A 24,402-nucleotide genomic window follows, 5' to 3' on the forward strand; every position below is an offset into this window, starting at 1 on the left:
GTTCACCCACGCTCGCGCTGTGACACGGCGCCCGGTTCGCCTGGCTGCGCGGCGTCGCGCGCTTGCCGCCATGGCCGCTTCCAGAACGCGGGAGCGGCGGCCGGTTCGACGACGTCTTCAGCGGGAAGCGATGCCGCGACGCTGGCGATCGTCCGGTTACGGAAAAAATCCCGGGCCGCGAGCTTCAGGCCATCGCGTCGCGCCCGCCCCGTTATCTGGAAGATGCTGAGGGAATCGGCACCGAGATCGAACAGATCCTCGTCAACGCCGATATCCTCGCGTCTCAGCACGTCGCACCAGATGCGGGCCAGGGTTTCCTCGACGCGGGTGCGGGGCATGACCTTGCCGGTCTTTGGCGCCGCGATGTCGGCGTCGGGAGCGGGAAGCGCGGCGCGATCGAGCTTTCCGCTGGAGTTGAGAGGCAGTGCCGGCAGGCCGACCCAGGCCGTCGGCACCATGTAATCCGGCAGCTCCTGTGCCAGCACAGCCCGCAACTCGGTTGATGGCGGACTTTCAGCGCCAGTGACGTGATAGCAGACCAGCCGCGGCTCGTTTGGGACGTCTTCGCGCAGGATCACGGCCGAGACGAGGCCGGTCTTGCGCGCAAGGACAGCCTCGATTTCCCCAGGCTCGATCCGGTAGCCACGCAGCTTCACCTGATGGTCGAGGCGCCCCAGATGCTGGATGCGGCCATCGGCGAGGTATTTGGCGCGGTCGCCGGTGCGGTAGGCCCTGGCGCTGCTGTCCGGATCGACCGGGTTGGCGATGAAGCTCTTGGCCGTGAGCCTCGGGTTGTTGGCATAGCCGCGTGCCAGGCCCGCGCCCGCGATCAGCAGCTCGCCGGGAATGCCGACGCCGACGGGCTCGTCATTGTCATCGACAATGTAGAACTGCGTGTTGGCGATCGGCAGGCCGATGGTGATGACGTCGTCATCGGGTGCTATGCGAGCGACCGAAGACCAGATGGTGGTCTCGGTCGGTCCATACATGTTCCACAGCTCGCCGCCGCCTTCGAGCAGCTTGCGGGCGAGTTCGAGCGGCAGGGCTTCGCCGCCGCAGAGCATGCGGAAGCCCGGATGCGAGCGGAAGCCTGCTCCCAGCAGGAGCCGCCACGTCATCGGCGTCGCCTGCAGAACGGTGGCGCCGCTCTGTTCCAGCCGCGCCAGAAGTTCCGTTCCGTCCTTCGCCTCCTCGGCGGTCGCGATGGCAACCCGGCCGCCCCGGATCAGCGGCAGCAGCAGCTCCAGCGCCGCGATATCGAACGTCACCGTGGTGACGGCGAGCATGGTGTCTGTGCTGGCAAAGCCCGGCTCGTTTGCCATCGCAAACAGAAGGTTCGACAAGCCGCCATGAGTGACCTCGACGCCCTTTGGCGCTCCGGTGGAGCCAGAGGTATAGATCACATAGGCGAGGTGACCGGCCGAAACCGGCGCCGTCCTGATGCCGGCGAGCTTGCGATCGGTCTGGTCCACATCGATCGACATAATGCCTTCGTCAGGGTCGAGGACGGTCGTATCCGGCGGACCGGCGGTCAGAAGCGCAACGGCTTCCGAGTCCCTCAGGATCGTCAGGAGCCGGGCGCTGGGCATCATCGGGTCGAGCGGCACATAGGGGAAGCCGGCCTTGAGCGCACCCAGCATAGCGGCGACAAGCGCCGGGGAACGCGCGATCAGGAGCCCGACGCGGCTCTCTGGCGTGTCGATCCTTGCCATGAGCTCGGCCGCGATGCGGTTCGCCCACGCGTTCAGCTCGGAGTAGGACAGTTGCTCATCGCCGAATGACACAGCGATGGCGTCAGGCTGTTGCTGTGCCCGCTGCTCGAAGGCCGCAACAGTGCCCTCCTCGATCTGGAAGGCGACTTGCGTGTCGTTCAGATCCGAGACGAGACGCTGGCGTTCTCCGCCCTCGATCAGCGGCATCGTCGCTATGGTCATGTCGGGATTGGCAGCGAAAGCTGCGAGCAGCGTGCGGTAGTGCCCCAGCCAACGGTCGATGGTCGCAGCATCGAAGAGATCGGCGCCGTAGCAGCAGTCGATCCGCAGCCCGTCGTCGGATTCCCCAATGTTGAAGTAGATGTCGAAGGTGGAGAACGATTTGGGGTTCGGCTCCGCGCTGGCGCTGACACCGGGCCCGAAGTCGAGATTGCCTGCCAGGCGCTCGAGATTGAACTGCACCTCGACGAGTGGCAGCCGGCCCGAGACGGGCGGGACGCGCAGCCGCTTCAGAAGCGCGCCGAGCGTGAAGCTTTGATGGTCGTAGGCGTCGAGAATCAGGTGTCCGACCTTGTCGAGATGGGCCGAGAACGGCTCTGCCGGATCGATGGCGCCTCGGATCGGCAGGAAGTTGACGCAATGACCGACCGGCGTGGGACCCTCCAGCAGCGATTGCCCGGCGGCGGGAACGCCCACGACGAGGTCGCGCCCGCCCGAGAGCCGCAGCAGCAGGACCTGGAAAGCGGCGAAGAGCGTGGCGAACAGGGTTCTCCGGCGCTGCGCGCCGGCCGCCTTCACCTGACGATAGAGCTCCGCGTCGATGAAGCTCGTGCGCGTGCCGCCGCGGAAGCTGCGCGGCGCCTGCCGCGGCCGATCGGTCGGCAATTCGAGCGGGGCGGGAAGGTCCGAGAACGTCCCGGCCCAGTAGGTTCCGGCCTCATTGACGCGCGGGTCCTGGCGCGTCAGCTTCGCATATTCGGCGAAGGGCATCGGGGGCTTGAGGCCGCCGGCGCCGGAGCGATAGGCCGTGGCGATCTCGTCGAGCAGGACATTCGTCGACCAGCCATCGCAGACGATGTGATGCGCCGACAGGATCAGCACATGCCGGTCATCGCCGAGCCGGATGATCTCTGCTTCCGCCACCGGGCCCTGCACGAGATCATAGGGTCGGCCGGCATAGGCCTCGATCGTGGCGCGAAGGGCCTCTTGCGGATCGGGTTCGCCGCGCAGATCGCTCATGGTGACCGGAAAGCTGCCCGATGGCGCGATCTGCATCGTCTCGCCATCCCCGGAGAACCTGGCATGGAGGACAGGGTGCCGGGCAGCGACCTGCCTGACCGCCTCGGCGAGGCGGGGCGCGTCGATGTCGCCTTCGAGCGTCAGGCTGATGGATTCGTTGAAGGCGGCGCTGGCCTCGGCTCCGGTCTGAGCCGAAAGCCAGATTTCTGTCTGGGCCTCCGTGAGAGGAAACTCGCTCTCGGAAGGCGCGATGGGAAACTCCGCCGCGTGGCTTTCGACAGCGCCGCCAGGCAGCATCCCGTCCCGCCGCATGAGCTGGAGGCTTTCGCGGAAAGCCTGGACGATCGCGGCGATTTCGGCATCGCCGTGCTGCGTCGTCAGGAAGCACGGATAGTGCTCCTGGATGAAAATGCCACGGGCCCGCAGGTGATAATGCAGCAGGCTGCCCAGCCGGTGGTCGCGGCCCGGTTCGAAATAGAGAACGCTGCCATAACTTTCGATCGGTACGTCCCAGCCGACCTCCGCGAAGGCGCGCTTCAGATCCTCAGCCAGATGTTGCATGCGGTTGGTCAGCGCCTCCGTGAGCGCCGGCCCCTTGTCCTTGACATGCTTCAGCACGGCGACGGTCGCCGCCAGGGCGAGCGGGTGCCTGACGAAGGTTCCCGCGAAGAAGGTGACGCCGATCTCGGGCGCGCTGTCGTCGCCGAAACGCCAGGCGCCGCCGTCGAGCGCGTCCATGAAGCGTGGCGTCCCCGCCAGCAGTCCGACGGGCAGGCCGCCACCGACGACCTTTCCATAGGTGGATAGATCGGGACGGATCCCGAGCAGCGCCTGCACCCCGGCTGGATGGACCCTGAATCCGGTCACGACCTCATCGAAAACCAGCGCCGTGCCGGCCTGTTCGGTGATCGCGCGCAGCGCCTTGAGGAAGTCGGCGGGCAGGTATCCGGGCCGCCGACTCTGCACGGGTTCGACGAGAACGGCGGCAAGCTCGTGAGTGTGTTCGCGGAGCCAGGCGAGGCTTTCATCCGTGCCATAGTCCAGCACGGTCATGCGGCCGACGGCCTCCGCCGGGATGCCCGGCGCGGCGGGCACGGAGCGGCGCTGCTCGCCCGCGCCGACACCCCGGACCAAGACCTCGTCGAACTGGCCGTGATAGGCGCCCGCAAAAGCGACGATGCGATCGCGGCCGGTCACGGTGCGGGCAACGCGTATCGCGGCCATCACGGCTTCGGAGCCCGTATTGCAGAAGGCGACGCGGGCATGGCCGGTGAGATCGCAAAACAGCCTGGACGCCTCGTGCGCGAGCGGTGATTGCGGCCCAATGGCAAAGCCTTCGGCAAGCTGGGCCTGAACGGCCTCGACGACGAAATCTGGGGCGTGGCCAAAGGCGGTCTGGCCGTAGCCATTGACCAAGTCGATATAGACGTTGCCGTCGACATCCCAGATCTGGGCGCCCTTCGCCCGTGCGGCGACGATCGGATAGACCATCTCCTTCCAGTCCGCGGCGAAACCCGAGACGGTGCGCGGGTCGGCGAGCATCGGGCGATGCTCGTCCGCGAGCCGCTTCGAATTCGGGGTCTTGCCGACATAGAGCGCTGTCAGCTGGGCAATATGCGCGCGCTGCGCCTCGGTGAGCGCCTCATTGCCCGCGCGGATCAGCGGCCGGAGCCGTGTCGCCGGGCCGGCAGCGGCCGCCGCGTTCGGCGCAGCGGGAGCGGGAGCAATCGCTGATGAGGCCTGCAGGGGCGGTGCCGTCTTTGCGCTGGCAGGCACTGCCGCCTGGCCGCTCAAGACCTGCAACTGACGCTCCATCAAACGCGACATCGCGTCGAGTTGCTCGCGCATCAGCGCGTCGATAGCCGAGCCGTCTGGCCGGCTGACGTCGATGGCGGCAGCGGGCGGGGCAGCGGGCGAAGCAAGGGATGGGGCAGGGGATGGCGTAGCCTTCGCCGCAGCTTGCACGATGATGGCAGGCTGCGCGATGTCCTGCGGGTGAAGCGCGGCGATGTGGCGTGCTACATCGTCGACGCTTGGAAGATCGTCGAGAAGCTGCCGGAAGCGGATTTGTACGCCGAACGTCGTCTGCAGGCTCTGGGCAGCCTGTGTCAACAGCAGCGAGTCGAAGCCGAGCTCGAGGAAGCTCGCGCCGGTCTCGGCTTCGCCGAAGGCCCGGCCCGACAGGTTCTCGAAGATGGCGGCGACGCGGGTGCCGAGGCCCGAACGACCCAGGAGGAGGTCGACATCAGCTTGGCTGTCCATGGCCGGTTCCTGATCAGGTTGACCTTGATGAAGATTGTCGAGGGGGGAGACGGGTATGGCCGGCACGCCTCCGGTGGAGGCTGCGGGAGCCTCGACCCAGTGAGGGCTGCGCTCGAAAGGATAGCTCGGCAGGGAGACGCGTCTGCGGCTGCCTTCGCCGTGATAGGCAGTCCAATCCGGCGCGATGCCGGCGCTCCAGAGGCGCCCGAGAGCGGCCGCGAGCATCTCTCCGGCGTCGCCCTGCACTGCCGGCAGGCAGGAGATGGCGGCGCGGCCGGCGCCAGCCCCTTGCAGCGCGAAGCTCGCCAGCGCGGCACCGGGGCCGACCTCGAGCAGTACGGGAGACAACTCGCGCATCAGGGTGGCGATACCGTCGGCGAAGCGGACAGGCTCGCGGGCATGCCTGGCCCAATAGGACGGATCGGTCGCCTGTTCGGCGGTGATCCAATCGCCGCTGACACCCGAGACATAGGGCAGCTCGGGCGGATTGAGGCGGATGGCCGCGACCGCTTCGGTGAACGGCTCGATCAACGGGTCGATCATGCCGGAGTGGAACGCATGCGAGGTCAGCAGCCGGCGATGCGTCACCTCGCGCTGCGCAAGCTCCGCTTCCAGTGCCTCGATCGCCTCGAACGGACCGGCGAGCACGCTCATGCCGGGGGCGTTGACCGCCGCAACCGAGATGCCGTGACGAGCCAGCGCCGCAATCTCGGCATCGGGCAGGCGCACGGCCAGCATCGCCCCACCCGGCAGATCCTGCATCATGCGGCCGCGCGTCGCGACGACCGACAGGGCATCCTCGAGCGAGAAGACGCCGGCGAGGCAGGCCGCCGCGAACTCGCCGACGCTGTGGCCGATCATCGCGGCAGGACGCAGGCCCCAACTCGCCAGAAGCTGTGCGAGAGCATATTCGACAGTGAAGATCGCGGGCTGGGCGAGCACGGTCGCCGAGAGGCGCTCCGGATCGGCGCCGCCATTGCTCGGATAGAGCTGGCTGCGCAGATCGAAATCGAGCCGGGGCTTCAAGATCTCACAGCAAAGATCGACCGTCCGGCGATAGACCCGCTCTCCGGCATAGAGTTCTCGCGCCATCTGCGGGTATTGCGAGCCCTGTCCCGGGAACATGAAGACGAGGTCGCCTGAGCCGGTTACCGCTGCAATGCGTGCGGTATTCTGCTTGCGCAGCGCTTCGGCGGCCTCGCCATGGCTGCTGCCGGCCACGGCGGTGCGATGGGCGAAATGGCGCCGTCCCGTCTGCAAGGTGAAAGCGATGTCGGCGAGGCTCTGTTCGGGGTGTGCGTCGAGATGCTGCGCGAGCCGGTCCCGCGCCTGGCCGAGCGCCGCTGCACTCCGGGCCGAAATCGTCAGGATCTGGCTGCTGCGTGCCGGGGCTTCCGCTTCGGTCGCGGGCGCCTGCTCCAGCACGAGATGGACATTGGTCCCGCCGACACCGAAGGCGCTGACGCCCGCACGGCGCGGTCCTTCCCCGGCCGGCCAGTCCTGCTGGCGATCGGCGATGAAGAACGGGCTGTTCGGCAGATCGAGCGCAGGGTTGGGTTGCGTGACATGCAGGCTCGCCGGCAGCGTTCCGTTCGCGACCGCGAGCGTGGCCTTGATCAGGCCCGCGACACCGGCTGCCGCATCGAGATGGCCGATATTGGATTTGACGGAGCCCAGCGCACAGAAGCCGCGATCCTCTGTCGTCAAGCGGAAGGCGGAGGTCAGCCCGGCGACCTCGATCGGATCTCCCATCGGTGTGCCGGTGCCGTGGCATTCGACATAGCCTATGGAGCGCGCGTCGATATCGGCGGCAGCATGGGCCATGACGATCGCCCCCGCCTGACCGTCGACGCTCGGAGCCGTGAAGCCGACCTTGCCGGCGCCGTCATTATTGAGGCCGACGCCGCGGATGACGGCGTAGACGTGATCGCGGTCGGCGACGGCATCCTCCAGCCGTTTCAACGCCACAATGCCGGCGCCGCTGCCGAAGACCGTGCCATTGGCGCTACTGTCGAAAGCGCGGCAATGGCCGTCCGTCGAGACCATGCCGCCATCCTGGGCGAGATAGCCTCGCCGCTGCGGGAAGGTGATCGAGACGCCGCCCGCCAAGGCCATGTCGCAACCGTGGTTAAGCAGGCTCTGGACGGCCTGGGCGACGGCCAGAAGCGAGGTCGAGCAGGCCGATTGGACCGCGACGCAAGGGCCGGTGAGACCGAGCTTGTAGCCGATGCGCGTCGCGGTGAAATCCGAGGCGGAACCGACCAGCATCGAAAGGTTACCGACCTGAAAGCTCGACGTGTAGTCGGCGACGGCGGCGCGATCCTGAAACAGATTGTGCAGCAGATAGGTGCTGGATGTCGCGCCGGCGAAGACGCCGATGCACTGGCCGGGTCTGGCGGGATCGTAGCCCGCATCCTCGAGCGCTTCCCAGGCACATTCCAGCAGCAGGCGCTGTTGCGGATCGGTGACTGCGGCCTCGCGTGGCAGCATGCCGAAGAAGGGAGCGTCGAACAGTTCGACGCCTTCGAGGAGGGATCGGGCCGGGACATAGTTCGGCAGCGCGCGCGTCGCCGCATCGAAACTGTCCTCGAGCGCGGCGGGGTCGATCCGGGTGATGGATTCCACCCCGTTCAGAAGATTCTGCCAGAACGCACCGATATCGGCCGCGCCAGGAAAGCGACCGGCCATGCCGATGATCGCGATGGCGCCGCGGGGGAGGGGCTCACTCATGGGAACCGCCGGCCGGCGCGGTACCGAGCGACGATAGCGTCAGCCCGCGTGAGCGGAGACCACGTTCACGCGCTGCGGCGAGGGCGCCGAGCGTGCCGTGGCCGGCCGGTGTCAGGTGACCGGCCAGGGCGCGCAGGTTCGGGCGGCGGTACAGATCGATCAAGCCGAGCCCCGTCATGTCATGGGCCATGTCACGGACAAGGCGTCGGTGGAGTTCGGCCATCAGCAGCGAATTGCCGCCGAGATCGAAGAAATTGTCGTCAATGCCGACCTGGTCGATCTGGAGGACATCGGCGACGACCTCTGCGAGCTGCCGCTCCAGCGCGCTGCGCGGCGCGCAATAGGGCGCGGCAGTGTCCGGCCGCGACCGGTCCGGCTCGGGCAGCGCTGCCCGATCGAGCTTGCCGTTCACCGTCAGCGGAAGATGGGACACGAAGATGAAGGCCGTCGGCACCATGTGATCCGGCAGGATCGAGACGAGATGGGCTTTCAGCGCGACGGGCGAGGGACGTTCGCCGCCCTCCGTTACGAGGTAGCCGATGAGGCGATCATGCCCGCCGCTATTGGCGCGCAGCAGCACCGCAGCCTGCCTGACCGCGGGATGCGACAGGAGCGCCGTCTCGATCTCGCCGAGCTCGACACGGAAGCCGCGAATCTTGATCTGCTGGTCGGCCCGGCCGAGATACTCGTACTCGCTCTCGCCGGTCTGGCGGGCCAGGTCGCCCGAGCGGTAGAGCCGGGCGCCCGGCCTGTGGGGGTGCGGCACGAAGCGCGCGGAGGTGAGGTCGGGCCGGTTCAGATAGCCGCGTGCCAGCCCCGCTCCTGCGACGAAGATCTCGCCGATCTCGCCCGTGGGAACCGGCCGCATGGTGTCGCCGTCGAGCAGCAGAATGTCGAGGTCTGGAATCGCTCGGCCGATCGGGCTCGAGCGCCGCGTGGTTTCGGCCGGCGACAGGGGACGATAGGTGACGTGAACCGTGGTCTCGGTGATCCCGTACATATTGACGAGACGCGCGTGCTCGCCGCGCCGTTCGTACCAACCGGCCAGGCGCCTGGGGTCCAAAGCCTCGCCGCCGAAGATGACGAGTCTCAGCGCGAGCCGGTCGCGCCCCGAACGATCGCGATCGGCCTGGTCGAGGGCTGCGAACGCGGACGGCGTCTGGTTGAGGACCGTGACGCCTTCATCGGCGAGAAGGCATAGGAAGGCAGTGGGGTCGCGCGTCGTGCCTTCCGGCACGATCACGAGGCGCCCGCCATAGAGGAGTGCTCCCCAGATCTCCCAGACGGAGAAGTCGAACGATACGGAATGGAACAAGGTCCAGACATCGCCAGGGTGGAAGGCGAACCAGGCTTGCGTCGCGCTGAACAGCCGCGTGACGGCGGCGTGTTCGATGGCGACGCCTTTCGGGCGCCCGGTCGAGCCGGAGGTGTAGATCACATAGGCGAGGTCGCTGGCTGCCGGCAGATGGCGGGTCAGTAGATTCTTGGGCAGCGGATGCCTCGCCGCATCGGCGTCTGCGCGATCATGCGGATCGAGCCAGCGCCGGCCGGGCGGCAGCCAGCCGGCACAATCGGATGTCGCGACGATGATCGAGGCATCGGCGTCCTCGACCATGAAAGCAAGGCGTTCGCCGGGATAGGCGGGGTCGAGCGGCAGATAGGCGGCGCCGCTCTTCAGGATGGCGAGCATCGCCACGATCAGCTCGAGCGAGCGCGGAAGGCAGAGCCCGACGATGGCGCCAGGCTTGGCCCCCATCGCGACCAGCCGATCCGCCAGTTCGTCGGCGCGGCCGCCGAGTTCGGCATAGGAGAGGTTGGCCGAGCCGAGCGACAGCGCGACATGGTGCGGCTGTGCGGCGGCCCGAGCGGAGAACAGGGTGACGAGGGTCTCGGCTTCGACTGGGGCCGCAGCGCTTGCGGGCCTGTCGGATAACGGCGCTTGCGCCGGGATGGCCGCCTCAATGAGAGCGGCCTCGGCCGGTGCTTGCGCCTGGCCGCGATCCTGCGTGCGGCAGGGGGCGGTTCTGTCGAGGATCTTGGTCATGGAGGGAAGGCTATGCGCCAGGACCGCGCGACAAAATGGGAGCAGTTGGAGTAACACCATCTTCCCATAAGTCAGCGCGTTCCGCGCAACTGGACAGCGCCCGACGATCCCTATCGCGCAGGTCTCCGCAGAAGAGCGATGCTCGAAAGTGGCCGGCTCTACCGTTTCACGAGGCCTTCAACCGGAAATAGAGCCCCGAATAGGTCTCGACATGGCATTCCGGATGAAACGGTACATCCAGGCTGCGCGGCTTCTCCCATGAATCCACGAGCTGATAGCCGAGCGCGAGCATGCCGTTGATGAACCCGGCGCGTTCCGCCACGCTATAGGGGCAAAACGCCACTTGCCGTGCTCGCGTGATCACGGCCTGGATCGTCACGAAGGAGCGTCGCGCGTGAAGCGGCGTGCGTTGCACGATCACGTGCCGCGGGCGATCCGCCCATGCGCTCAACCTGTCTTGAAGATAGTTCTCGGACAGATATTGCAGCGAGCCTGCCGCGAGCAGGATATCCATCCCGCAACCTTCGTCGACGGCGTTGGTGAAGCGCAGGCGCTGGGCGGCTTCCTTGCCTGCGAGCGCCCGACCTGCCTCCGTGATCCGGGGGACATCGAAGACGGTCCAGCGAAAATCCTCCGGGAAGGCGAGATAGCGGTCGTATTGCCGGAAGGCGTGGCCGACATAACCACCGAGGTCGAGGAGCGTCCGGGCGCCTTCGTCCAGGGCTTCGCGCAACCAGAACAGGACCGGGTATTCGGTCGCCGGCATCGGCTCGAAGCCGCCAGCCGTCGTGGTGTAGTGGTCGATGTCTGCCATCGCGTCGTGGTCGAAGCCGGCCAGGCCCGGCGGAAGTGCAAGGCGGGCTGCCTCGAACCCCCCGTACACGCCGCTATAGCCGCAGTGATATTTGCCGGCTCGAAAGCGGGTCTGGTAGAGCCAGCGGCGCATCGCCGTACCGGCTGGAAGCCAGCGAACCGCCGGGAGCAGCCTTTGGTTCCAGGCCGCCATCGCCGTCATCCGTCACGCTCCCATCCCGGAGACCGGCACCCGGCGGATGTCGGAGATGATGGGCTCCGCTTCGCCCAGAGCGTTTTCGAGCGAAGTGGATGCCGGTTCGCGTGAAGAAAACGCGTCAAAACAAAGAGCTAGAGCAATTGAACAATCCAATCGGATCGGAAACTGCTCTCGGACGAAGACCGCGCCCTGGCCGCCTGCGTCCGCTCGCATCGTGATGGCGCGAGCGAACAGACGCATTGCGGGTTGAACGAAAAGAATCGTCAACGCGAGGAGGAACAGGATCACCGTCGCCCGCAGACGGGTCGGCTGCGGAGCGATGTGACGCGTTCGCGGCGCAGGTTGGAGCGCCGGCCGATCATGCGAGATGGAAAGGGGTGCAATCCGTCGTTGCGCCTGTCTGGCAGGCGCGCCGAACGCCGCCGTCATCAGTTCGACGCCGCCTTCGTCGACTGCCAGCCAATGCTTTGCGAAGGCCGAGTGCTGGACCGCTGGCAAGCCCACGCGGGAGCGCTCGCCGTCGCGGTCTTGCCGAGCAGGGTTCTCCGACATTGCCAAAGCGGCCTCCATGTGTGCGAAGATGCGCTCCCAATCGCCTGCGGCGGAATCACCGCCGGCTGCGGCGTTGGCTTCGAGATCCGCTGCAGGATTATAGCTTCGGTTCATCGCCTCATCTTCAGACCCAATGTTGGGCGGCGTCGACGCGAATGACGTCGTCTTCGCCGAGATAGCTTCCGTTCTGGACGCTGATGAGTTCAAGCGGCTCGATACCGCTGTTCTCCAGCTGATGGGCGGCTCCCAGCGGGATGAAGATGTGCTCGCTCCTGCCGAAGCGACCGATCGTCTCGTCGATGGTCACGGTGGCTGTGCCACGGACCACCACCCAGTGCTCGGATCGGAAGCGATGCTTCTGCAGCGACAGGCGCCCTCGGGGAGCGACGACGAGCCGCTTGACCTGGAAACCCTCGCCGGAATCGACGATCTGGTAGGAGCCCCAGGCATACTGAACGCTCGCATGTGTCTCGGCCTGGCTGCAGCCCTTGCTGCGAAGCAGCTCGACGACCTGCTTGACCTCCGCTGCGCGGTTGCGGTCGGCGACAAGAACGGCATCCCGGCTCGCGACGACGATGAGATCTTCCACGCCGAGGACGGACGTCATCGGCCCGTCGGTCGAGACCAGACAATTATGCGCATCGAACAGCTCGACATTGCCGCGGCGGGCATTCCCGCTGCCATCATGGTCGCTCAAGGCCCATAGGGCGTCCCAGTTCCCGACATCGGACCAGCCGCATGAGGTCGCGACGACAGCGGCTCGTTCCGTGCGCTCCATGACGGCGAAATCGATCGAACGTTTCTCAGCCTTCACGAAATCGGCCAGGGCCAGCGCGAACGCGCCATCCTCGTCTCGTCCGTTCGCGAGGGCGGCTTCGACCGCCTTCACTGTCGCCGGTTCGAAGGAGCGATATTCCTCGATCAGGGTTTTGGCGCCGAACAGGAAGTTGCCCGAGTTCCAGAGCCAGCCTTTGAGGAGGTATTCCGCGGCACGGTGTCCATCGGGTTTCTCAGCGAAGCGTTCGACACGTCGGGCTTCGCCCTCGAGAACGACCCCGGGCTCGATCCAGCCATACTCCGTGCAGGCATGGCGCGCCGTAATCCCGAACGTGACGAGGCGCCTGGCGCGGGCGGCGGACAGGCCGTTCGCGACGGCGCTCCGGAAAGCGGCTGGATCGGTAACGACATGGTCGGAGGCGACCACGAGGACGGTGGTGTCCGCGTCCTGGCTTGCCGCGACCATGCAACCGGCAAGGATGGCAGGCCCGGAGTCGCGCCGCTCGGGCTCGAGCACGATATCAGCCGAGGCGCTTATTTCAGCGAGCTGCTTCTCTGCCAGGACGCGATGAGTATGGTTGGTCAGGATGATCGGCCGGTCGAACAGCTTGTGGCGCAGCCGCAGGACGGTGTCCTGGAAGGTCGAGCGCTCACCGAGGAGCATGGCGAACTGCTTCGGGAGAGAGTTGCGGGATGTCGGCCATAGCATTGTCCCGGCGCCGCCGCACATGATGATCGGACGTATCTTCGAAGGCATGTGGGATCCTCTCGGCGGGGTGGCGACGTGGTCATTGCCGGCTGGCAAAGCCCGTGAGCGAGCGAATGCTCGTCTGAGTCTCGCCGGATTGCTTGCTTTCGATCGGCTCCCGCTTTGGAGTGATCTGGATGATGTCACCCGGCTGCAGGGAGGTTTCGAAACTCGCCTGGATCGTCGCCGGTGCGAGGCCGGTTTGGCGCGTGATCCGGAGGTCCCAGTCGGTCGCGGCGCCGGAGCCCTCGCTGGCGGCCAGCCTGCGGCGTCGGCTCTCGGCGATTTCGCGCGCGGTCGGAATGCTGCGCTCGACCTCCAGCATCTTCTGCCGTGTTTCCTGGAGCTCGAGGACGACGCGGCGCATATAGGTCGTGTCGAGCTCCCTCAGCCGGAGCGTCAGCTCGCCCAGTGCCGTTTCGTTCTTGGCGAGCTCGGCCTTGATGCGGGCGGCGTCGCTGCGCGTGCGGGCATGTTCACGCTCGCGCTCGACCTGAACGGTTCGCAGCGCATTGCCGGTCGCGGCGAGCTTGTTGTACTCGGACGACTGCTCTTGTGTCAGATCGACCTGGCGCCTGGCCAATTCGGCCTGCTCCGTCAAAGCGGTCTTTTCGGATGCGAGCCGTGCGACCTGCTGGCTCAGCAATTCGCGCTCGCCCTCGCGCGCACGGTGTTGGAAATCGAGGATTTCCTGCTCTCCAGCCATGATCTGGGCGCTGCCCGACGTCCGCGAAGCCAGCGGCGCGAGCTGCTTCACGCCGTCGCGCTCGGCCTCCAGCCGGAGCCGTCTCGCCGTCAGCGTCTGGAGCGATGTGCCGAGCAGCTGCTCGCGCTCGTCTGCAAGCAGGAGCTCGGACCTGAGAACGGCGAGCGACTCGTCGCCGACGCGATAGCCGCCGGCCAGCGCTATGGCTCCCAGGACGCTGAGGCCGTGCCGGAAAGGATAGGTCCCCGGCGAGCGAACCTCGCCCATGACGTAGACGGGCTTCAGTTCGGCGATCCGCAGGCTGACGACGGCGTCGCGAAGATAGCCATCCATGAGCGCACTGCGGATGCGTCCCTCCGCTTCGGGCGCGGTCAGTCCACCGATCCGGATGCGCCCAGCCAGGGGCATGTTCACCGCGCCTGCGCCATCGAGCACGAAGTCGCCGGAGAGATCCGACTGGCCGAAGACGGAGATCGTGACCTTGTCGCCGATCGAGAGCGTTTCGGCCGCTTCGCGTTCCGCCGCCGACGCGCTTGGCATCGTGAGGAAGCTTGGCCCCGTGAGGAAGCTTGGCGCCGCGAAGAACAGGTAGGCGAGCAGCGCCAGAAGGGAATACCGCAGGCCGCGTCGTCCCGACCTGCCGGGATGGGCGGGTGTTCCGGACGCGGGACGAGGTTCCCGTTGATCAGTTGAGGCGTGCAAGGTCAGCTCCGACCGTCCTGCCCAGGCAGATCTCAGGATGGGATGCTGGGCGGCGTCAGGATGTCAGGACTAGGCCCGCTTTCCGCGTTGCCATTCAGGCCAAGGCGCGTCGCCACAGGATTAATCCCAACGTGCTGTCCGGCCGTCGCCTTGGCGCCAGGGCATCATGCTGGGTCGTGGAAGTCCCACCAAGAGGATGACCCTCCCAAAGCGTCCTTTGAGAACGGAATGCTTACGGCAAAGCTGCGGGCTCGTTCCCGTGCACGACCCGGCGGAGTTCCGACATGCAGAAGCGTATTCTCGTCACAGGCGGCGCTGGTTTTCTCGGCTGCCATCTTTGCGAGCGCCTGGTCGCTCAAGGTCATCAAGTCCTGGCGGTCGACAATTACTATACAGGTCGCCGCGAAAATCTGAGCTCGCTTCTCGGTCAGCCTCAGTTCGAGGTGATGAGGCACGACGTGACCTTTCCGCTCTATCTTGAGGTCGACGAGATCTACAATCTCGCCTGTCCCGCTTCGCCGGTGCACTATCAGCGCGATCCCGTGCAGACCACGAAGACAAGCGTGCTCGGGGCGATCAACATGCTCGGCATGGCCAAGCGGCTTGGCATTCCGATTCTGCAGGCCTCGACCAGCGAGATCTATGGCGATCCCGACGTCCATCCCCAGGTCGAGAATTACCGTGGGCTCGTCAGCATCAGCGGACCGCGCGCCTGCTACGACGAGGGCAAACGCTGCGCTGAGACACTGTTCTACGATTACAACAGACGCCACGGCGTCGCGATCCGCGTTGCTCGCATCTTCAATACCTATGGCCCTCGCATGAACCTCGAAGACGGCCGCGTCGTCTCGAATTTCATTGTCCAGGCGCTGCGCAACGAACCGATCACGCTCTATGGAGACGGTCGGCAAACACGCGCCTTCTGCTTCGTCGACGATCTGGTCGAGGGGCTGATGCGCCTGATGAACGTTACCGAGCCACTGGACGGCGCGGTCAATCTCGGCAACCCGGTCGAGACATCCATGGCCGAAATCGCGAACCTGATCGTTTCGATGACGGGTTCGCGCTCTCAGATCGTCTTCAGGCCGCTGCCCCAGGACGATCCGCGTCAGCGCTGCCCCGACATCAGCAGAGCGCAGGAGCTGCTGCACTGGAGCCCCAGGGTCCCGCTGCGTGAGGGTCTCGAGCGCACGATCGCATATTTCGACGACGTGCTGTCGAAGATGCACGACCCGGTGCGGCGGGTCGAGGTTGCGAGGGCCAGCTGATGACATCGCAAACCCCTCTTCCTCACGCCCGCATCATGGGCGTGAATGTCAGCGCCATCACGATGGCGGACGCGCTGCACGCGATCGAAGACTGGATCGGCCGGAAGGCTCACCACTTCGTCTGCATTACCGGCGTCCATGGCGTGATCGAAAGCCAGTCGGATCCGGCGCTCATGGCAATCCATGAACATGCCGGGCTGGTTACGCCCGACGGGATGCCCCTGGTCTGGATGGCCCGCAAGCTCGGGCACCGGCATACGGAGAGAGTCTACGGCCCGGACCTGATGCTGCAGCTCTCCGCGTTGTCGGCGCAAAAGGGCTATCGCCAGTATTATTTCGGCGGCGCTCCGGGGCTTGCCGATCGCCTGCGCGACCGTCTCACGGCGCGTTTTCCAGGGCTTGCTGTCGCGGGCACCTTCTCGCCGCCATTTCGGCCGATCCCGGCCGATGAGGACGAGGAGATGGTGCGCATGATCAACGACGCCAGGCCCGATATCGTCTGGGTCGGGCTCAGTACCCCCAAGCAGGAATACTGGATGGCCCGACATGTCGGCCGGATCGATGCGCCCGTCATGATCGGTGTCGGGGCGGCTTTCGACTTCCTCGCCGGCACGAAGCGCCAGGCGCCGCTCTGGATGCAGCGAAACGGGCTCGAATGGCTGTTCCGCCTGGTGTCGGAGCCGCGGCGACTCTGGCGCCGCTACGGCAAGATCGTGCCGCAGTTCATGCTGGGAGCCGGCTTGCAGCTTCTCAGGGAGAAGACTGCGCCAACGGCTACCCACAAAAGAGAGACCGTCTCAAGAGAGGTATAATTCGATTTGGCGACTGCTGGAGCCGGATGATTTCAGATGAAATCACGAAATGATCCCACCTGAAATCTGAATCCGTCTCTCATCAAAGAGTTAGAGCAGGTTATAATACGAAAGACCGATTTCCGCTTTTTCGCATCCTGCTCTGGAAAAAATAAAAATCGCTATCCCTGAAGCTGAATTCTCAGTGGAGCAGTATAATGTCTCAGAAATCTGTCTTGGTCACTGGTGCAGGCGGCTTTATCGGCTTCCATCTGGTCAATTATTTGAAAGATCGTGGTTACAAGGTCCGGGCCGTCGACATCAAGGACCCGGAGTACCAGGTCAGCTCGGCGGACGAATTCCGGATCCTGGATCTCCGCGAGATCGAGGACTGCCGCGAGGCCGTTCACGGCGTGTCCGAGGTCTACAACCTCGCCGCGGATATGGGCGGCATCGGCTATATCTCCGGCGCGCACGCCTCGATTACCTACAACAACACGATGATCAGCGCTCAGATGCTCAAGGCCGCGCACGACGCCAAGGTCGAGCGCTTCCTGTTTTCGTCCTCGGCCTGCGTCTACCCGCAGCATCTCCAGGATGTGCCCTCGGTGGTGCCGCTGAAGGAAGAAGATGCGTTCCCGGCCGATCCGGAACCCGGATACGGGCTGGAGAAACTCTATACCGAGAAGCTGTGCCAGTACTTCACGGAAGACTACGGCTTCCAGACCCGGCTGGTCCGCTTCCACAATGTCTACGGACCGCTCGGCACCTATGACGGCGGCAAGGAAAAGGCACCCGCCGCCATCTGCCGCAAGATCGCGCAGGCGAACTCCGGCGATACGATCGAGGTCTGGGGAGACGGCAAGCAGACGCGCTCCTTCATGTACATCGACGATTGCGTCGAAGGGATCTATCGCATCATGCGGTCGGATTATTCCGGGCCGCTGAATCTCGGCACGGATGAGCTGGTCGACGTCAGCGGGCTCGTCGACATCATCGCCGAGATCGCCGGGAAGACGATCCTCAAGCGCTTCAACACCAATCGCCCGCAGGGCGTCCGCGGCCGCAACAGCGACAACACCCGTCTGCTCGATGTGCTGGGATGGGAGCCGCTCATCCATCTCAGGCAGGGGCTGATTCCGACCTATGCCTGGATCGAGGGGCAGGTGAAGGCGGGCGGAGCCGATCGTCAGGCTTTGATCGAGCCGATTCCGAGGGTTGCAGCCCAGTAGCGCGGCAGGTTCCGCCATCACGTGGCAGGGGAGTTCGCCATGCCGGACGTTGTCACCACCGTCGTCCCTTCCGCGATCGCCATCGCAAAGCCGGGCTATCAGCTTGGTGCCAATGTGGCTCCTGCAATGCGGCGGCAACTGGTTGCCGCTGCGCTGCTGGCGGGAGATCTCGTCGCGCTGACGATCGTCGCCGGCATCCTGCAGCTCGGCGCGGCCATAGTGGCGGCCGATACCAGAATCGCCATGGCGAGCCTGATGTTGGTCTGGATTCCGGCGCTGTGCGCGGCACAGGCCTGCTTTGGGCTGTACGGATCGGAGCGCGCCGAACCCGTCGACAGGCTGCGCCGGCGCACGCTCGGCAATGTCACGGCGGCAGCGGTGGTGATGATCTGGCTGATGATCGCAGCGCCGCCCTCCCATTTCTGGGGCTTCGTCGTCATCGGGGCGGCCTTGACCGTTATGCTCGGCTTCTATGTCGAGGCGCTCGTCAGGGGCGTATTGCTACGTCACTCGCTGTGGACCGCCCCCACCATCCTCTACGGAACGATGTCGGCCTGCGCGGCTCTCGCACGCAATCTGGTTTTGCGGCCGGAGCTGGGGCTGAGACCGGTCGCCATACTGACCGATGATGACGGCTATGTTCTGTCCGATGTCGGACAGATGGCGGATATTCCGATCATCACCTCCGGGCAGGCCAATGTCATCTCTTCGCGGATCGAGGTCGCTCTTTGCGCATCGGGCGATCTGCGTGGGGAAAAGGCTGACTGGCTTGCGCGCCTGCCCCTGCGCCAGATCTTCGTCGTTCACGATGCCTCGGCGCTTCAGGTCCTGAATCCACAATTGCGGGCGATGGGAGGGCTGCTCGGGCTCGAGCTGCGCAGCGCCATTCACATGCCACGCAACCTCCGCCTCAAGCGCCTTGCGGATCTCCTGGTGGCGATACCACTCGCTGTTCTGGCGCTGCCCGTGATCGTCCTGTTCGCGCTTGCCGTGAAGGCGGTCGATGGTGGTTCCGCCTTCTATGCGCAGCCACGGATCGGCCGGAACGGCCGCATCTTCAATGTCTACAAGCTTCGCAGCATGTATGCGGACGCCGAAGCGCGGCTGGCCGCGCATCTTGGCGCCGACAGCACGGCGCGGCAGGAATGGGAGCGGTTCTTCAAGCTGTCGAACGACCCTCGGATCCTGCCCGGGATCGGGCAGTTCATCCGCCGGTCCAGCGTCGATGAGCTGCCGCAGCTCTGGAACGTCCTGCGCGGCGAGATGAGCATCGTCGGACCGCGGCCGTTCCCGGCCTATCACAGCCAATGCTTCGACACCGCGTTCCAGGTCTTGCGGACGAGCGTACCACCTGGCCTGACGGGCTTGTGGCAGGTGACCGACCGCAGCGATGGCGACCTCGCGGTCCAGAAGCAGCAGGATAGCTTCTACATCCATAACTGGTCGTTCTGGCTGGACTTCTACGTCCTGCTCCAAACCGTTCCGGCAGTGCTGCTGGCGCGAGGTGCGAAGTAACGCACCGCAAGCGGTTTCGCGTTTGCGGAACGCCGGGGGCGCAGCCGATCGCGCCCCTCACTCAGATCAATCGAGATCAGCCGGGGCAAGCCATCATGGATTTCTTCAGCGAGATGCGAGGCCCTCGCCAGACGGCGACGTTGTCCAGCCACTATGATGCCGTGAGCTTCGATTTTCTTGCGATGCTTTGGCAGCGGCGCGGGCTGATCCTGTCGATGGCCTGCGGCAGCATGCTGCTTGCCGCTTTGGCCACGATGATTATGCCACCGCGCTACGTGGCCGATCTGGTGCTGCAGTTCGACTTCGCGCGTGAGGACGCCCCGAATGGCGGCGGCAAATCGAGCAGCGTCGCGCTCGAAGCCTCGACGCTCGTCGAAAGCGAGGCGCGGATCATCCGCTCGCTTGCGACGGCGCGCGCCGTCGCTTCGCGCATGGGGCTCGATAGTGAGCCCGAGAAGCCGGCCTCCTCCCTGTCAGGTCTGATGGCGGGCGCAGCCGAGATGATCTTTTCCTCGGCGGCTCGCAATCGAATCCGGGAGTTTCTGGGGCTTGGTGGCGCAGGCCCCATGACCGTGCCGGCGAGGCGCGACATCGTCGCGCAGAAACTGCTGTCGTCGCTGACGGTCAGCAACGATGCAAAGGCCTATCTGATCACCCTCAAATATCAGGATACCGATCCCGATCGCGCCGCGCGCATCGTCAATGCCTTCGGGATTGAGTATCTCAGGCGGAAAATGGAGGCCTCTGCGAGCGCCTCGCAGCGCTCCAGCCAGTGGTATGGCCTGCAGGCGCTGGAGGCGCGCGCCAACCTCGTCAGGATCGACAAGGAGATCGAGGACTTCCGTGTCCGGACCGGCTTCGTCGAGCTTGGCCAGGACGGGGCCGACATGCAGCAGCAGCAGCTTCGCGACATGCTGGCCCAGCTCAATGCCGCCTCGGTCACGCGGCTGGCGGAGGAGACGCGCCTGCATCGTGCGCAGGTATCGCTTGCTGCAGGTAATGTGCCGCAGGCGACGGATCTCGGCGGATCTCCAGTCGTTCAGGCGCTTCTGGATGAGGAAGGAAAGGCGCGCAGGGCTCTGGACGAGATGGTCAGCTCGACGGGAGATCGCCACCCCGCGGTCGCTCGGCTCAAGCTGACGCTCGCATCGGTGCAGGAGCGCCTGAAAAAGCAGCTGGCGCAGTCGGTCGCCAATATCGAAACCGATGTGCAGGCAGCCCATGCCGCCGAGGCTGCGCTGTCACAGCGCGTCGCGGCACTCCAGACGAAATCCATTGAGTCCAGAGGGCTGGAAGGTCAGCTGAAAACCCTGCAAGCCGAGGCGACGGCCGCGCGCGATCGGCTGAAGCAGCTCTCGGACGCACAGCAGCAGTCCAGCGCCGTGAGCGAACTGCGGCCTGTCGTGGCGCAAATCCTGGCTCCCGCCGAAGTTCCCTCGTTGCCGGCTTCCCCCAGCCAGGCGCTCGTGCTTGGCCTCGCTTTGATGGGCGGGCTCGCCGCCGGAGCATCGCTCTCCTATGCGCTGGAGAAGCGGGACCGCGGTTTCCGCAGCGAGAACGAGTTCGCTGCAGAGACCCGCGTCAACTGCGTCGGCCTTCTGCCCAATCTCGAGCACTATCCGAGCGGGCTGGAAAGTCTCGTCTTCGCCGAAGCGGTGCGATCGACGGTGGCCGGGATGTTCCCTCCCACCAACCCGCCGAAGGTCGTGCTGATCACGTCTTCGGCGCCCGGCGAGGGCAAGTCCTTCGTCGCCTCGGCCATGGCCCGCGTGCTCGCGAAGATGGGGCAGCGGGTTCTGGTGGTGGATGGCTCGCCCCGGCGCCTGCTGCTCGGCGAAAACTTCCCGCATGAAGCGCTGCTCGACCAGTGCCTGCCTCAGGCCGGCGACATCAGTGCCGCGGGTTCGACACCTGTCGCGACGGTCCGGCGAGCATCCGGCCTGCGGGACGGCCAGAACGTCTACTCGAATCCGGCGTTCGAGGCGATGCTGCGCGAGGCGCGGGCGAGATACGACATCATCCTGTTCGAGGTCGCGCCCGTACTGCTTTCGGCCGACAGCGCATTGCTGCGCGAGCACGCCGACACGGTGCTGCATGTCGTCAAATGGAATGATACGCGCAAGACGACTGTCGCGACGACGCTCGACCATCTCGCCCGGTTGGGGCTGGATGTCGGGGGCATCGTGCTCAACTGCGTCGATCTCGAGGAGCAGGGACGTTACAACGCCTCCGACCGTGGCCAGATCTACCGGGATTACAAATCCTTCTATCAGGCTTCGGCATGAGCCGGCGCTCGGGCCAACCAGGTCTGCGCTTGCGGGCAGGCACGGACTTCAGCTGTCGGGGTTGCGGTTCGCCTGCCGTTTCGCTGCCGCGCGACCTCTCGGCCCAGGGGCTCGTGGTCTGCGATCGCTGCGGGCGTCCCGTTGCGACTCTCGCCGCCTTCCGGGGCTATGTCGATCGCCTGGCGGCGGGCCCCGAATTCTGCGACCACCATCTGACGGGTTGTCATTCTGACGCTGCGGAACCTTCTTCATCCACAGCGTGATGGGCAATTCCGGAGGCTACAGTGCGTTGATATAGTGTGCCAATTTTGTACAATTAGTACTAACGAACTAATCCCCTATGATATAAATCCGACTTGCTGGGTAGAATAGCCTTGCTGCCCTGGGGTATCTAGAGGCGCGACCACACCTCAAGTGTTCTCGCCTTGAAAGGAGCCCCTTTATGGCTAATTTTTACGTTTCCTCAACAGGAAATGACAGCAACACCGGACTTGATTCATCATCGGCTTTCGCGACCTTGGAACGTGCCCAGGAGGCCATGCGGCAGAGCGGCGGTGCCGATACGGCCTACCTCGCTGGAGGTACCTATCATCTTGACAGCCCCCTCCACCTGACATCCGCCGATTCCGGTTCGTCCTTCGTGGGCATGGCCGGGCAGAATGCCGTGGTCAGCGGCGGCACGCCGGTGACCGGCTGGACCCAGGGTGCGAACGGCATCTGGTCGGCCCATGTCGACGATGCCCAGGTCTTGCAGCTGACCGTCAACGGTGTGCAGCAGGTCGAAAGTCGCTTTCCCAACGTGGATCCGTCCGATCCGATCCGGGGCGGCTGGCTCTGGGGGCAGGACCTGCCCAGTGGCGCCGATCCCTCCAAGTCGCTCGCCTTCAACCCGTCGGACTTCCCCGCTGGTCATGCGCCGCAGGTCGGAGAGACGGTGACGGTGTTCTCTGAGAACGGCTACGCCAACGATCACCTGACCATCGCGTCGGTCAACGGCAACGTGATGACCTTCACCTCCGCGGCCAATTACGATCTCGGTGCCGCGAGCCGCTTCTTCGTCTCCGAGCCGGTGCCCGATAGCGTGGGTGAGTGGTCCTTCGACAGCCAGACGGGCACCGTCCTGTTCAAGGCGCCCGCGGGCTTCACCGGCGAAGGCGCGGTGGCATCCTCGGATCACAGCTTGTTCGTCGTCGATGGCGCCAACGATGTCAGCATCAAGGGCCTGACCTTCACCGATACGGCTGCGGTTGCAGGCGACCCCGCTACTGCGGCGATCGAGGTGCATGACGCGACCGGGCTGACGGTGGAATCGAACCATTTCGTCAATGTCGGCGTCGGTGTGGTGCTGCATGGCGACAGCAGCGGAAACCTGATCTCGAGCAATACTTTCGAGCATATCTGGTCTAGCGCAATCGCGTTGAGCCCTGGGACCAGCGGCAACCAGATTTCGAATAACGTGATCGACCATTCGAACGAGGCCTTCGTTCAATTTGGCTCGATCGACATGCAGGAATCGGCGCACAACCAGATCGATCACAACACGATCACCAATGTGCCGCGCTTCGCGATTTCGGAAATCAATTACGACCCGAACCAAGTTTCGGGCGGAAATGTCATCGAATACAACAACATTAGCCATTCCGGTCAGCAGACGCCCGATGTCGGCGCCATCTACCTGTTCTCGCACGAGGATCCCGGCGCGCTGGGGGATACGATCCGATACAATCACATCGTCGATACCGGCGGCCTCAATACGCATGACGGCGGGTTCGTCGCCGGCAACGACATGAGCTCCGGCATCTATCTCGATAACCTCGCCAGCAACGCGCAGATATACGGCAATTTCGTTCAGGGAACGGCCTTCAGCGGCATTCTCATCCATGGCGGATCGGGCAACGAAATCCACGACAACACGCTGCTGGACAACGGCAAATATGGCATTTCGACCATCGGTGTGGACGGCTACACGATCACCGGTAACGAGACCTACGAGAACTTTATCCAGGTCTCGAAGGATGGCAGCAACACGATCGATACCGATCAGACCAATCCAAGCTTGATCCACAACAACGTCTACTACAATCCCGATGGCGCGGCGTTGACGGTGGCCGATGTCTCGCTGTCGAGCTTTCAGCAGCGCGGTGGCGATGTCGGCAGCGTCGTGACGACCCAAGCCGGCTTCACCGATGCCGCAACTGGCGACTACAGCTTCACGACTGGATCGGTCGCGCAGTCGCATGGCATCGAGACGGCTGCCTTCGGGTCTTCCGGCGCCACGATTGCGGATTCGGAGCCGGTCACCAGCACGCCTGTGACGGTCGAGCCGACGACGCCGGTAACGGCCGAACCGACGACGCCGGTTACGGAAACGCCGCCGGTCACGGCGGAGCCCGCGCTGCCAGAGCCGCCGGCTTCGCAAACGCCGGTCTCCAGCCCGATTGACGATCCGGACGTCATTTCGATCCCTGTGGTCGTACCGCCCGCGGAGGTCACCGCACCGGTTGCACCGTCGGCCCCGACAGCGCCGTCCGGTTCGAGTGGTCATCACGCCTCATGGGCCGACCATGGCGGTGGCCGCAACTGCTTCCAGGATATCCAGGCGCGCCACGACGACGACAACGACCGCCACCACCAGTCCTCGCACTGGCACTGGCACTAGTAGGTCGCGGGCCTAACCCATGGCGACGACCCGGTTCCAGCATTGGAGCCGGGTCGTCATTTATCCTCGAAGATCCCGCATCCACGATGATCTCGGCCGGCGATCATTCATCGCCTGTCGGGCGGGTATCCGCCTTGCTCCGTTCAGCCGAGCTTCGCGATCACTCTC

The 24,402-nt window shown here is 65.1% G+C and carries 12 protein-coding genes; 6 read left to right on the forward strand and 6 right to left on the reverse strand.

The genetic code is table 11. The features are described from left to right. Window positions 1-2: 2 nt before the first annotated feature. The 6 genes from BHK69_RS18460 to BHK69_RS18485 all read right to left on the reverse strand — a co-directional run bounded on the left by BHK69_RS18460 (window position 3) and on the right by BHK69_RS18485 (window position 14,322). On the reverse strand, window positions 3-7,943 hold the full coding sequence (locus tag BHK69_RS18460) for a hybrid non-ribosomal peptide synthetase/type I polyketide synthase (RefSeq protein WP_069691369.1): 7,941 nt from the start codon (window positions 7,941-7,943) through the stop codon (window positions 3-5). Next, window positions 7,936-9,987, reverse strand: coding sequence for an amino acid adenylation domain-containing protein (locus tag BHK69_RS18465; RefSeq protein WP_069691370.1), 2,052 nt, complete (start codon window positions 9,985-9,987; stop codon window positions 7,936-7,938). The genes BHK69_RS18460 and BHK69_RS18465 overlap by 8 nt, the downstream gene beginning before the upstream one ends. A gap of 166 nt (window positions 9,988-10,153) precedes the next feature. Further along, the gene (locus BHK69_RS18470; protein WP_069691371.1) at window positions 10,154-11,002 is read right to left on the reverse strand and encodes a methyltransferase, TIGR04325 family; all 849 of its coding nucleotides are present in this window, start codon (window positions 11,000-11,002) and stop codon (window positions 10,154-10,156) included. Between the two features lie 3 nt (window positions 11,003-11,005). Continuing rightward, a complete protein-coding gene (locus BHK69_RS32670; protein WP_069691372.1) occupies window positions 11,006-11,665 on the reverse strand; it encodes a hypothetical protein in 660 nt (219 codons plus the stop codon). 10 nt (window positions 11,666-11,675) lie between these two features. Next, window positions 11,676-13,085: a mannose-1-phosphate guanylyltransferase/mannose-6-phosphate isomerase gene (locus BHK69_RS18480; RefSeq protein WP_069691373.1), complete on the reverse strand. Its 1,410-nt coding sequence runs from the start codon at window positions 13,083-13,085 to the stop codon at window positions 11,676-11,678. A 31-nt stretch (window positions 13,086-13,116) separates the two neighbouring features. After that, window positions 13,117-14,322, reverse strand: a complete 1,206-nt coding sequence (locus tag BHK69_RS18485; protein WP_069691374.1) for a polysaccharide biosynthesis/export family protein — start codon at window positions 14,320-14,322, stop codon at window positions 13,117-13,119. Window positions 14,323-14,768: 446 nt separating this feature from the next. On the opposite strand from BHK69_RS18485, the gene BHK69_RS18490 reads away from it, so the two are divergent. From BHK69_RS18490 to BHK69_RS18515, 6 genes are all read left to right on the forward strand, one after another. After that, window positions 14,769-15,752 carry a UDP-glucuronic acid decarboxylase family protein gene (locus tag BHK69_RS18490; RefSeq protein ID WP_069691375.1) on the forward strand — a complete coding sequence of 328 codons (984 nt, stop codon included), beginning with the start codon at window positions 14,769-14,771 and terminating at the stop codon, window positions 15,750-15,752. Then, window positions 15,752-16,564: a WecB/TagA/CpsF family glycosyltransferase gene (locus BHK69_RS18495; RefSeq protein ID WP_069691376.1), complete on the forward strand. Its 813-nt coding sequence runs from the start codon at window positions 15,752-15,754 to the stop codon at window positions 16,562-16,564. The genes BHK69_RS18490 and BHK69_RS18495 overlap by 1 nt, the downstream gene beginning before the upstream one ends. 197 nt (window positions 16,565-16,761) lie before the next feature. Beyond that, entirely contained in the window at window positions 16,762-17,775 is a 1,014-nt protein-coding gene (locus BHK69_RS18500; protein WP_069691377.1) for an NAD-dependent epimerase/dehydratase family protein, read from the forward strand. 39 nt (window positions 17,776-17,814) lie between these two features. Continuing rightward, the gene (locus tag BHK69_RS18505; protein ID WP_069691378.1) at window positions 17,815-19,290 is read left to right on the forward strand and encodes an exopolysaccharide biosynthesis polyprenyl glycosylphosphotransferase; all 1,476 of its coding nucleotides are present in this window, start codon (window positions 17,815-17,817) and stop codon (window positions 19,288-19,290) included. 95 nt (window positions 19,291-19,385) lie between these two features. Next, window positions 19,386-21,575: a GumC family protein gene (locus BHK69_RS18510; RefSeq protein WP_069691379.1), complete on the forward strand. Its 2,190-nt coding sequence runs from the start codon at window positions 19,386-19,388 to the stop codon at window positions 21,573-21,575. A gap of 442 nt (window positions 21,576-22,017) precedes the next feature. Continuing rightward, on the forward strand, window positions 22,018-24,234 hold the full coding sequence (locus BHK69_RS18515; RefSeq protein WP_083269526.1) for a right-handed parallel beta-helix repeat-containing protein: 2,217 nt from the start codon (window positions 22,018-22,020) through the stop codon (window positions 24,232-24,234). Window positions 24,235-24,402: the final 168 nt, after the last annotated feature.

Origin of the sequence: Bosea vaviloviae, from assembly GCF_001741865.1 — a bacterium.
Taxonomy (GTDB): domain Bacteria; phylum Pseudomonadota; class Alphaproteobacteria; order Rhizobiales; family Beijerinckiaceae; genus Allobosea; species Allobosea vaviloviae.